This window comes from Flavobacterium esculini (genome assembly GCF_048284325.1).
Taxonomy (GTDB): domain Bacteria; phylum Bacteroidota; class Bacteroidia; order Flavobacteriales; family Flavobacteriaceae; genus Flavobacterium.
In genome coordinates, this window is record NZ_JBLVPI010000010.1 from 126116 (window position 1) to 138350 (window position 12235).

Annotated in this window: 8 protein-coding genes; all 8 read right to left on the reverse strand. The window is 34.5% G+C overall.

Features of this window, described 5'->3' with window-relative positions; all coding sequences use genetic code 11:
• Positions 1–254 precede the first annotated feature (254 nt).
• The 8 genes from ACNQGG_RS10440 to ACNQGG_RS10475 all read right to left on the reverse strand — a co-directional run bounded on the left by ACNQGG_RS10440 (position 255) and on the right by ACNQGG_RS10475 (position 12230).
• The gene (locus ACNQGG_RS10440; RefSeq protein ID WP_417963728.1) at positions 255–1010 is read right to left on the reverse strand and encodes an NUDIX hydrolase; all 756 of its coding nucleotides are present in this window, start codon (positions 1008–1010) and stop codon (positions 255–257) included.
• 1090 nt (positions 1011–2100) lie between these two features.
• Complete coding sequence (locus ACNQGG_RS10445) at positions 2101–4326, reverse strand: glycoside hydrolase family 3 N-terminal domain-containing protein (protein WP_417963730.1); 2226 nt, start codon at positions 4324–4326, stop codon at positions 2101–2103.
• 76 nt (positions 4327–4402) lie between these two features.
• Positions 4403–6142, reverse strand: coding sequence for a cellulase family glycosylhydrolase (locus tag ACNQGG_RS10450; protein WP_417963732.1), 1740 nt, complete (start codon positions 6140–6142; stop codon positions 4403–4405).
• A gap of 33 nt (positions 6143–6175) precedes the next feature.
• Positions 6176–7633 carry a glycoside hydrolase family 30 protein gene (locus ACNQGG_RS10455; protein ID WP_417963734.1) on the reverse strand — a complete coding sequence of 486 codons (1458 nt, stop codon included), beginning with the start codon at positions 7631–7633 and terminating at the stop codon, positions 6176–6178.
• Between the two features lie 42 nt (positions 7634–7675).
• Entirely contained in the window at positions 7676–9130 is a 1455-nt protein-coding gene (locus tag ACNQGG_RS10460; RefSeq protein WP_417963736.1) for a glycoside hydrolase family 30 protein, read from the reverse strand.
• Between the two features lie 4 nt (positions 9131–9134).
• A complete protein-coding gene (locus ACNQGG_RS10465) occupies positions 9135–9980 on the reverse strand; it encodes an endonuclease/exonuclease/phosphatase family protein (protein WP_417963738.1) in 846 nt (281 codons plus the stop codon).
• Positions 9981–10082: 102 nt separating this feature from the next.
• Positions 10083–11189, reverse strand: a complete 1107-nt coding sequence (locus tag ACNQGG_RS10470; RefSeq protein ID WP_417963740.1) for a glycoside hydrolase family 16 protein — start codon at positions 11187–11189, stop codon at positions 10083–10085.
• An 81-nt stretch (positions 11190–11270) separates the two neighbouring features.
• Positions 11271–12230, reverse strand: coding sequence for a hypothetical protein (locus tag ACNQGG_RS10475; protein WP_417963742.1), 960 nt, complete (start codon positions 12228–12230; stop codon positions 11271–11273).
• Positions 12231–12235 lie beyond the last annotated feature (5 nt).

Genomic DNA, 12235 nt, shown 5'->3' on the forward strand with positions numbered 1-12235 from the left:
CATTATTATTAATTCTAAAATAACAGGTAGTCCTACCTAAAGATAAAACGATTTTAAATATAATAAAAAAATGAATGCTGAAAAACAATTACCTTAAGAACATAATTATTACAAAAAAATAACCCATCGTGCATTATTATTTTGAAGTATAAAGGCCGCCCTACTGGACAGCCTTCCTTTTTTATTATTTTTAAAATTAGTTCGTGAACACTTTTTCTACAAATAATTCTGCTGAATTATGGAATAAAAAAAAATTACCAGCCCTGAGTCAAGCCATTCTTTACCACTGCTTCGTATTTATCTTTATCAAAACTATATAAGTTGGGCGCTTTATGAGCCACATTACTTTTCTTTTCATCAAGTTTTATCAGTATTCCAATGGCCGTTATTTTGCGAAGAAAATTTCTGCGGTCGAGCTTTCTGCCTAATATGGTTTCATATAATTTTTGTAATTGAGGAATTGTGAATTTTTCAGGAAGTAAATTATATCCTACCGGCATTAAATTCAATTCCATACGAAGTGTTTCTAATGCTTTATCCAAAATTTCCTTATGATCTAAAATCAAATCCGGTACCGCATTATGGTCAATCCACTCTACAATTTCATTTTTACCTTCCGGTTGAGGAACTGCTTGTAAAAAATCAACTAAAGCATAATAGCCCACTGTTACAAAACGATTCGTATACCACTTCCCTTCTTCCAAAGGTATTCCGTAAAAATCTAAAACTCGGTTACTAAAATGATTTTCATTTCTTTTGACAGTACCAAAAGTCGAAAACTGTCTCAGAAAAATCCCTTCTAATCCTGTTCGGCCATGTAAAATGGTAACTGCTGCCTGATCTATATCTTCATGAACAGGTATAAACCCACCAGGCAAAGCCCATTTATCACTGTAATTTGTTTTTATCAATAATACTTTGAGCTGATTATCATGAAATCCGAAAATCACACAATCTATTGATAAACCTGGCTGATAATCTTCCCTGTTATCTAAAATATTTTTTAACATGTGATTCTTTTTATAGTAATTTAATTTTAATTATTTTATGGCGCAATTTAGCTCATTTTTTTAAGAAAATAAATGAATACCCAATCTTCAAAATTCATCTTCGATTGCCTCAGCCTTAAAATTAAAAAAAATGATTGAAACAAAGAAAACAAACCTATTCAATAATAAACCATATTTCCAAAAAATTTAACTAAAAAAATAATTCATAAAAAATATAAAAATTTCACGCGAAATACTTTGCGAGTCAAAAAAATATGTACTTTGCGTCAAAATAACACAAAACATTTTAAACTCAGTAAATAATTACCAAAAAAAGCCAAATTAAAGATTATAAAAAATAGTTTTACTACTAATAGGGATTACGCTTTCAGCCCAATAGTGTGCCTAAAGTATAAATTATAGGGAAAAGTAAAATCTTAGTTGCAAAACTAAGATTTGCAAGAAAAAGCTTCTATCTGTTTAGTTTAGGGAGGAAACATCACAAACTAAAGACGAGAAAAAAGCAGCTAAATTTTTTAGAAGCGATATAAGTAGACATGCCAATAAATAAATGTCTTTTATTATCAGGAGGAAAATTTACAGAAGAAAATCTTGATGTAATATTAAAAGCAGTAAACCAAAATTAAAAAAGCATTTACAAAAATTGTTAATTAATTGTTGTTAAAAAAGTATTGAAACAGAATTTAAAAGAGGTTCTATCGCAAGACAAACCTCTTTTTTAAACTCCCTCTTAATCAAATTTATTGTCCTAATTTAATACCATAACTACAAGTTCTTTTAGGATAATTGATTTAGAGTCAATACTTTTTTATTTATATCAATTTCAACATCCTGGCACATATAAATAAATTAAAAAATACCGCATCAAATATATTAATTTTCAGTTATAAAGCCTTTAGCTTTATTAAAATATAAAAGGAATTTCCATATATTAACATAAGTAGCACAGGCTTTAAAATAAATAAATAAATTCAAGTCTTCGGATTTCTCAGCAAGGGCAATGGTTTTACAAACAACATTCTCCTTTTTTCATTCTTATTTCTTTTCAAAAAGAACTTTCTAAATTAGATATTCCTTTTCCTAATAATTATTATTTCACCACTTCAAAAGTGTTTTTCAAACGAATGTCCGCAGATGAAGATCCAATCATTAAATCAAAATCTCCTGGCTCAACACTCCATTTTAATGCTGCATTATAAAAAGATAATTTTTCTTTGTCAATACTAAATTTTACTGTTTTAGTTTCCCCGGCATTCAGTTTTATCTTTTGAAAATCTTTCAGTTCAATAATTGGCCGCACTACTGACCCTACTTTGTCTCTTAAATACAATTGAACTACTTCTTCTCCTGACACTTTACCTGAATTGGTTACATTTAAAGAAACTTCAATACTCTCAGTACTTTTAATTTTGTTTTTAGACAATTTCAAATTCGAATATTCAAAAGAAGTGTAACTCAACCCGTATCCAAAAGGAAATTTAGGACTGTTTTTTAAGTCTGTATATGCCGAAACATAATTGCTTGCCGTTTCGTTTGGAGCTGGTCTTCCTGTATTAAAATGATTGTAATAGATAGGAATTTGTCCTTCTTCTCTTGGGAAAGACATGGGTAATTTCCCTGAAGGATTGTAATCTCCAAACAAAACATCGGCAATAGCATTTCCTGCCTCGCTTCCTAACCACCAGGTATACAAAATTGCAGGGATATTATCAGCCGTCCAATTAAAAATAAGCGGTCTTCCTGCGTTGATTAAAACTACAACCGGTTTTCCAGTCGCTTGAATCGCTTTTATCAAATCTTCCTGAACGCCCGGCAAACGAAGATTGCTGCGACTTTTAGCTTCACCGCTCATATCTCTTCTTTCCCCAATACTTAAAATCACAACATCAGCTTGATTCGCAACAGCGATTGCTTCGGCAAAACCATCTTTGTTATCGCCTTCAATTTCACAACCTTTGGCGTAAAGCAATTTAGCGGTATTCCCAACCTTAGTTTGCAAACCTTCCCATTGTGAAATAACCTGTTTTTCATAATCCACTTCTGGCAATTCTACCGACCAAAAACCCATATTTTGCTTGTGCTCTTTAACCAAAGGACCAATAAAAGCAATTGTTTTTGTTTGTTTTGAAATTGGCAAAATGTTTTTCTCATTCTTCAACAATACGATACTTTTTGCTGCAACTTCTCTCGCTGCTTTTCTATGTTCCGGATTGTTCAACGCCGCTTGCTCTCTTTCCGGATTGGAGTATTTATAAGGATCTTCGAATAATCCCAATTCAAATTTCTTGCGTAAAATTCTTTTCACGGCATCATCAATTAACGCAATTGGAACTTTTTTCTCCTGTACTAATTGTGCCAAATTATAGCGGTACGCATTGCTTTCCATGTCCATATCGCTTCCTGCAGTTATCGCGGCTAACGCAGCTTCTTTACTGTCTTTTACATATCCGTGATTGATCATTTCGCCTATTGAACCCCAATCAGAAACTACAAAACCCTGAAAATTCCATTTCCCTTTCAAGATGTCTCTTTGCAAATATTTATTTCCTGTTGCCGGAATTCCGTTAAGGTCATTGAACGAATTCATAAAGGTTGCGGCACCTGCATCCAAAGCGGCTTTGAAAGGTGGCAAATAGGTTTCCCAAAGCATTCTTTCACTCATATCAACCGAGTTATAATCTCTCCCACCAATTGCAGCGCCATAAGCAGCAAAATGTTTCACGCAAGCCATCACGGAATTGACATCCCCTAATTTCCCTTGAAACCCTTTCACTCTCGCATAAGCAATTCTTGAACCCAAGTACGTATCTTCTCCGGCACCTTCCATTACACGACCCCAGCGTGGATCACGCGCAATATCCACCATTGGCGCAAATGTCCAATGAATTCCACTTGCAGCCGCTTCGGTCGCAGCAATTCTTGCCGAAAGTTCCATCGCACCTAAATCCCAACTTGCGGCTTCCGCCAAAGGAATTGGAAAAGTAGTTTTATACCCATGTATAACATCTTGGCCAAATAACAACGGAATTTTCAATCTTGATTGCATCGCTAATTCTTGGTATTGTCTCGTGTGTTGCGTTCCCAAAACATTCAACATAGAACCAATTAAACCTGTTTTAATTTCAGATTGTTTATTCGGATTTATGGTTATTGGTCCAGTCGCAGCATTGTCACCTGTATATTGATTTAATTGACCTATTTTCTCTTCGAGAGTCATTCGCTTTAGCAGAGCATCTACTTTTTGGCCAATCGTTTTTTGTTGAGAAAAAGCAATAAAGCAGGTCAATAAAAGTGTTGTAGTTACTATTTTTTTCATTTCTAAGTACTGTGTTATTTTATATTCAAATTCATTTACTTCATAATCCAAAGAGCAGAAAATGGCATTTTATTTTTTATTCGCTTGGTTTTTTAAATTCTAAAAAGTTCAAATTGAAATTTCCTTTTTCGAAATAGACTCTGATTTTATTCGTTCCTTGTTTTAAAACCACATTTTTCAAAGTCACCGTTTGCCAATTACTTAACCCTCCAGAAGATGGAATGGTAATAGTTTCAGAAAGTTGCCCGTTTTCATCTTGAAGAAAAAGCTTCCCTCCGGCTACATCACTCGAATACCGAATGGCAACATCAAAAGTAGTTTTGGTTTTTACCTCAACCGTGTATTGCAACCATTCGCCATTTTCAATAAATGCAACATGAAATCCATTCGTGCTTTTATCCGTACAAGATTCAATGTCTACACCATCATTTCTCATGACACCACCTTTATTCCATTTGGTAAATTTAGTCCCTTCATAATTAGCGACATCTTTATCAAAATAAGCAAATCCGTTTTGGCCTAAATCATATTCAGTCGCGAATACTTTCCCTGGCAAAGCATGATTTTTGTATTTTTTAGTATCGGTTGTTTGCACTTGTCTGAACATCGCATCGATAACATCGTATCTGATAGTCAGTTTTTTCATTTTGTAGTTTTCGGCAATTTGCATTAGCGCTTTTTTTGCAAAAGCTACTGTTGGCTTTTTTCCTCCGGTTGTCCAATATTGCAATAATTGCTCGTATTCCGGTGTTTTTGTAACCGAAGTAACTCCCGCTAAATTTTCAATTTTTTTCATTGGCCAAAAAGCCCAGCCAATAGTATTTGATTCCATTAAAGCGATTGCTTCCTTAAACCAAACATTAGAGTTTTCACCACTTTCACCCAACCAAATTGGCACATTGTATTCAGTTCTAAAATTCAACATGTTTTGTATCGAAGCCACATCATTATCATTCCAGTATTTGTGAAAACTCAACGCCATATTATCGTCCCAAAGCGGAAACAACCCATTGTAATTATTTCCCCAGCAATTTCCTTCTATAAAAATTAAATGATTGGCATCTACTTCTCTTATGGTTTTTGTGATTCTGAGTTGCAATGCTCTTAAAGGTGCATTAGACTTTTCATCACATCCATTTTGATTCGTCCCCGTGAAATTCCAATTGGGTTCATTGATGATATCATAGGCTCCAATCCAAGGATTATCTTTATACCGCAACGCTAACTTTTTCCAAAGTGCCACCATTTTATCCTGATTTGCTGTACTTTCCCAAAGTGATGGTTTTGAATCATCATAATCTGAGATATTGGAATCTTTTCCCTGACCTCCGGGAGCTGCATGTAAATCTAAAATCAAATATATTTTATTAGCAGCACACCATTTCAATATGTCATCCGTCATTTTAAAACCTTCTTCGAGCCAAGTATTCTGACCTGAAACTGTTTCTTTTTCAATAGGCAATGTATACAAGTTGTAATGCATGGGCAATCGAATGGAGTTGAAACCCCAAGCCGCCAATGAATCTATATCTCTTTTGGTAATTCCGTTTGCTTTATAGGCATCATAAAACTTCTCCGTGTTTTTAGCACCAATTAAATCCGTAATCTTTTGCCTGATTACATGTTGAGGCCCCGCAAACGAAGCTGTTTGGAGCATGTATCCTTCCTGAACCATCCATCCGCCTAATCCCAAACCGCGCAACACAACGTTCTGTCCATTTCCATCGACAATTTTTTGTCCATTTCTATGTAAAAATCCTTGTCCGAAGCAGGAAACTGATAAAGAAAGAAGGAATAATAGAACTATTTTTTTCATAAAGAAGATTTTAAAACAAATCGTTTTTGGCATTTAATAAACTAATGTTTGAATAGCATGAGGTAGTATATAAATTTCGGTAGCTTTTGTTCCAATGCACAAATTATACTTCAGCTTCTTGTCGGTTTTATTCATAACTACCGTTACTGCTTTACCATCCTGATTTAAAAAAGAAGTAGTCATTAAATAGCTTTGACTGGAAACACTACTTATCCTTTTTGCACTTTTAGCAATAAATTTAGAAAAATGACCAATAAAATAATAGGAAGGCGTATAGATTAATTCCCCTGTTTTTGTATTGCCATGTATGGGTGAAAAACAAAAATTACCTACATGATTTGGCCCTCCATTTTCATCCAAAAGGATATTCCAATCTGTCCAACCTACTGTTCCGTTATTGAAGTCATGAATCATAGATTCTCCATATCGTTCCCCATTTGCCCAAAGTTGTAATTTTTTAAAATCAAATCTTTCTACACAACCTTCGGTAAACATTAAGTTTTTGTCAGGGTACATTTCGTGTACTTTTCCAACATTTTCAAACATAGAATCTCCGCCACTCCAGTTTTCATACCAATGAAAACCAATTCCCCAAACATATTTACTTGCTTCCGGGTCATCAAGAATTGTACTCGCCCTTTGTGCCAGTAAATCTCTGTTGTGATCCCAAACCGTAATTTTTTTATCACCAAGTCCTGCTTTTTTCAATGTTGGCCCCAAATAATTTTTCAGGAAATCACGTTCTTCTTCGGCCGTGTAAATACAGGATTCCCATGTTTGTCTAGCCATTGGCTCATTTTGAATTGTTAATCCCCAAACCGGAATTCCTTCTTTTTGGTAACTATTAATAAATTTCACATAATAATTAGCCCAAGACTGATAAAACTCAGGTAATAATCGACCACCTCTCAACATATTTTTAGTATCCTTCATAAAAGCAGGCGGACTCCATGGAGTTACATACAATGTAGCCTTACCTCCCGCTGCTTCAATTGCCTTTTTGATTAATGGAATTTTAAATTCTTTGTCATGCTCAATATTGAAACTCTTTAGTGCTGCGTCACCTTCGTCAACATAAGTATAACTTCCTGAACTAAAATCACAACTGTGAATATTCGTTCTTATTATTGAATACCCAATTCCTTTTTCTTTATCATAATAAGCTTCTAAGAATTCTTTCTGATTTTCTTTAGTTAATTTCGCAAAAACCTCAGCACTTGCATCCGTTATAGCTCCTCCAATACCCAAAAATGTCTGAAAGGTTTTACTTGGATTCACAAAAATACACAGTTGCGTTTCTAAAGGTTGTTTTAAGTCCGTGAATTGCAGATTATCTGTTTTTGTTAATCTTAAATCTGTCCCGTCTGCGGTTGTGTAGACTGTAACTGTTTTGTTATTTGTTGAAAACGGCTTCGATTGTATTTTACTTTTCTGCTGAGCAAGAGCTAAAAAAGACACCATTAAAAGTGCTACTGTTGTTATTTTTTTCATTCTATTAATTTATGTATGTTATTTTACCAAATATAGGCTGTTTTACCAACTATATGTTCCTACCGAACCTGCATCTAACGAAGTCGTTACCCAATTTCCATTGTATTTAATATTGAAAATTTCGGCGGCATTTCCATCATTTTCAACAATTAAAACTTTTTTACCACTTGGAGTTTTAAAAGCCACATTATTTAAATTACCACTAAAACTACTTACAATTCTAACGGAACCGGTAGGCACAAATTTAGAAGCGTGCGCAATGATATAATACCCAACATTTCTGGTAAAATTATCACTACTGTTTATCGTTATTGCGCCTTTACAGGTTGTACACCCCCCTGGAGTATTCGGTCCAAAAGAAGCATTATTGGCTAAGTTCCATTCCAATGCTGTTTTGCTCCAATTTCGCATAGAACCGATAATTACATTTTTTACATGCCATTTCAAATCGCCTTCAAAGCTCCCGGTAGAGGAGGTGTATTGTTCCGTAAAATATAAGTTTTTATTGGGAAAAGCACTGTGAACTGTTGACAAAGCGCTTATATCTCCTTCATACAAATGAAATGCTGAACCATCAATAAAAGGATAAGCCGAAGCGTCGTTTAATACGGCTATTGGATATTCAGGTTTGTTGCAGTTATGGTCGTACACTACAATTTTAGTTGTCAAATTTGCTGCCTGAAAAGCAGGGCCTAAATGATTTTTTATAAAATCAGCCTGATGCAATGCAATCATCAGCATACTAGGATTATTTCCGGGATGCAACGGCTCATTTTGTGGCGTAATGGCATCAATAGTAATTCCTTCGGCTTTCATTTTTTGAATGTATTTCACAAAATACTGCGCATAAACTCCGTAATACTGGGGTTTCAAACTTCCTCCAACAAAATTATTATTGTCTTTCATCCATACCGGTGGAGACCATGGCGTTGCCATTATTTTAATCTTTGGATTGATTGCCACTATTTCTTTTAGCATGGGAATTAAATCCGTTTTATCCGGAGCCAAACTAAAGTTATCCAAATTCACATCTGTTTGTCCGCTTGGCAAATCATCATAAGTAAATGGCGTTGCATTCATATCTGAGGCACCAATACTGATTCTTAAATAACTTATAGCAATTGAATTGTCTTTGGCACCAAATAACTCTTGCAATAACTCTTGTCTTTTTTGGGCATTTAATAGGTTAATGACTTGGGCACTTCCACCAGTTAAGGTATATCCAAATCCATCAATACTTTGAAAAGTTTGGGAATCATCAACTTCAATAGCGGCATAATTATTATAGGCTGTCCCAAATGCTAAAACTGATGTTTGCTTTTGAAGGTTTACAGTTTGATTACCCTTGGTCAACCAAAAGTCAACTTCATTTACAGCTACCGGCGGAACTGGAGTTGGAGTAGGATTAACAGTATCACCCGACGGAGAACATTTTGACAGCATGACTGAAAGGGCTAATAAAATGAAGATTTTCATGGTGTATTTTATAGTGTTCATATTTTTATTTCAAGTTTATTTCAACATAAACCGGCAAATGGTCTGAAGGATATCTTACATTCTTTGAGTCACTTAAAACCGCATATTTTTGTACTTTAAAAATACTGTTTTTAGAAATAAAAATATAGTCTATCAATTTAGTTACTGGCTCGTTATGGATAAAATTATTAAATGTTCCTGAAGGACCAAAAGGCTTCTCTACTGAAACTTCTTTACAATCGTTCATTACTTTTTTTAGTGCAATTATTCTATCTTCATTGGGTTCTGAATTAAAATCTCCCATGAAAATTACAGGATATTTCTTAATATTTAGTTCCTTTATTTTCGAAAGGATAAGTTGTATTCCTTTTGTTTTTGCGTCTTCGCCAATGTGATCCAGATGCGTATTAAAAACCCAAAACAGTTGTTTTGTTTTTAAATCTTTGAACAATGCATACGTACAAACTCTGTTATAAGCAGCATCCCAGCCTTTGGAAATTTCATTTGGTGTTTCAGAAAGCCAAAAAGTGTTGCTTTCCTTCAATCTAAATCTTTCTTTTTTATAAAAAATATTTGAAGATTCTCCTTTCCCAATTCCTTCTCTTCCAATACCAATATTATCATAGTGCAATAGCGCCGTTGTAATATCAATAACCTGATTGGGTCTTGCTTCTTGAACTCCAAAAATATCCGGTTCGTAAAATTGAATTTGCGATGTAAAATAATCTTTTCGATGGTTCCAATCATTTTCTCCATCACTCGCAACATCCAAACGAATATTATACGTCATTACTTTTAATATTTGCCCATAAGAAAACAAACTCATTAGAAGAAAAAATACCGAACAGATTATTTTTTTTGACTGATTCATTTCTTTATTTTTAAAAATTATTATTCTCCACCGAAGCTCCTATCCAACTTACAAGTAGAAGCTCACAATGAAGAACGTACTAACTAAACAAAACATATGGAATTAATTATAAACTCTAACATAATCTATTTCAAAAGTTGAAGAAGTAAAATTAGGATCTACAGGACCTCCCCAAACACCTCCCATTGCAAAATTTATAATTAAGAAAAAGTTTTTGTTGAATGGAAATTTATCTGAATTTGCAAAAGTATAATACAAAATATCATCAACATAAAACTTTATAGAAGTAGCCGTCCAATCAGCTGTATAGATATGAAATTCTGTATTGCTATTTGGCACTTTTATAATACCTGTATCTGGGGTAGCTCCAGAACGTCCTTCTGAGTGTAAAGAAGAATGATTCTGATCCAAATTTTTCCCAACCGACTCTAAAATATCTATCTCGCCACATTTTGGCCATCCCACACTACCAATATTACTACCCAGCATCCAGACTGCTGGCCATGTCCCAACTCCAGTAGGCACTTTTGCTCTGATTACTATTTTTCCATAAGTGAAATCAAATTTCCCATTGGATTCTAATCTTCCAGACGTGAAGTCCCCTTTTCCATATTTTTCTCTTATGGCTTTTATTTTCAAAACACCTCCTTCAACTATTGTATTTTCTGAACGATTGGTATACGATTGAAGTTCATTGTTAACATAACCTGGATCCCATATTTGAAAATTCCATTTGGAGGCATCAGGTGGACCATCAGTATTAAATTCGTCAGACCATACTAAAGAAGATCCCACGAAAATTGTTACTGAAAGTGTCGAAGAAACAAACTGTCCTGAATTGTATGCAGACACATATATAACATAGGTATTTATCCCTGATGTTGTATAGGTGTAAGTAAAATCCCCATTTGTTACCTCTTTAGTTTCTCCATTCCCAAGTAAAATTTTATAGGAAGTTGCATTAGTTGCGCTTAAACTAAAATTCACTGTTCCGCTACCATTTCCGTTCGGATTTTGTGCACTTACTCCAACTACTGTTGCCGAAATCGCAAGATTTGAAGGCGCTGTTATCGCTACATCTCCTTCATTATTATTTCCACTACAAGAAAACAATACAAAAAAATTAGCTAAAGCGATGAAAAACAAACACCTTGAAAATCGATAATTATTGTTTTTTGAAAATTGAATTAACATATTATTTTTTATCATTTTTTATTTTTTTAAAACTATTGCTAAAATAAAGCTCAGAACTATTCTATGTAGTTCTGAGCTTTCATCCATTTCAATTTATTAGGGTGCCGGTTTTAATTTTAAATACCAGGCATTTCCAGTTTCGGTTCCTTGTACTCGAACATACATATAGGTCGATCTTATCACTAAAATTTCATATTCTTTCTGCACAGCACCATATCCTATAAAGGTATTAACTCCTGATAATAAAATACTTGTCTGCGTTGATGGTGAATTATCGGTCATTGAAGGCAATGCCGGCGCTCCGCTTGAAGAAGGGATAAAAGAAAATGCGGAAGTTCCCCCTCCGTAATTGTAGCATCCTTCATCTCCTGTTGCAGGAATACCAGGAAGAGTTGTCAATGAACCTGTTTTTGTAAATGCTCCATCCGGAGTAGCAACTTGTAAAGAGTACGTTCCTGTACCGACAACTTTAGCAAAAGTAAAAGTCGCTGTGTAAAAACAATTTGCAGAAGCTACCTTTTCATTCACTCCGGCAGCCCACCATTCCGGTCTAATCGAAGATACATTCCATGGACCTACACCAAGCTGACCAGCTACACTTTTATCAACAACCCAAGTTTTTGATGCATTATTCGTTAAGGCGGTAACTATTGCAGGATCAACAGTAAAATCACTTCTTACGGTAACCTCTTTAGTAACATTCGTAGAAGATCCTCCTTTGCCATAAGCAACAACAGTAATTCGATAGGTATTTATCCCTAAAGTAGTGTATTTTTTAGTAGCCGTACCACTTGGTAAATAAACTAAATCCACTGCTGTACTGGCATCATAATCTATTTTATACGACAATGCATTGTCCCCTGATATAGCAATTTTTACAGTTCCTGAACCGTCACCATTTGGATGTGTTGCGTCTTGTCCCACAACTTGGGTATTGACAACAATGTTAGACGGAGCTGTTAAGTCTCCTAACGTATAGGTTTCTTGAGTACAACTACTTAATGTTAGAAGCAACACCAAGAAAACTCCTAAAATGAATTTTATATTTGTTTTCATAGTTT

What these genes read in the sequence shown, in the direction of transcription:
- ACNQGG_RS10465 (WP_417963738.1), bottom strand. Translation starts at nt 9,980, where the DNA reads ATGAATCAGTCAAAAAAAATAATCTGTTCGGTATTTTTTCTTCTAATG.
- ACNQGG_RS10445 (WP_417963730.1), bottom strand. Translation starts at nt 4,326, where the DNA reads ATGAAAAAAATAGTAACTACAACACTTTTATTGACCTGCTTTATTGCT.
- ACNQGG_RS10440 (WP_417963728.1), bottom strand. Translation starts at nt 1,010, where the DNA reads ATGTTAAAAAATATTTTAGATAACAGGGAAGATTATCAGCCAGGTTTA.
- ACNQGG_RS10475 (WP_417963742.1), bottom strand. Translation starts at nt 12,230, where the DNA reads ATGAAAACAAATATAAAATTCATTTTAGGAGTTTTCTTGGTGTTGCTT.
- ACNQGG_RS10460 (WP_417963736.1), bottom strand. Translation starts at nt 9,130, where the DNA reads ATGAACACTATAAAATACACCATGAAAATCTTCATTTTATTAGCCCTT.
- ACNQGG_RS10455 (WP_417963734.1), bottom strand. Translation starts at nt 7,633, where the DNA reads ATGAAAAAAATAACAACAGTAGCACTTTTAATGGTGTCTTTTTTAGCT.
- ACNQGG_RS10450 (WP_417963732.1), bottom strand. Translation starts at nt 6,142, where the DNA reads ATGAAAAAAATAGTTCTATTATTCCTTCTTTCTTTATCAGTTTCCTGC.
- ACNQGG_RS10470 (WP_417963740.1), bottom strand. Translation starts at nt 11,189, where the DNA reads ATGATAAAAAATAATATGTTAATTCAATTTTCAAAAAACAATAATTAT.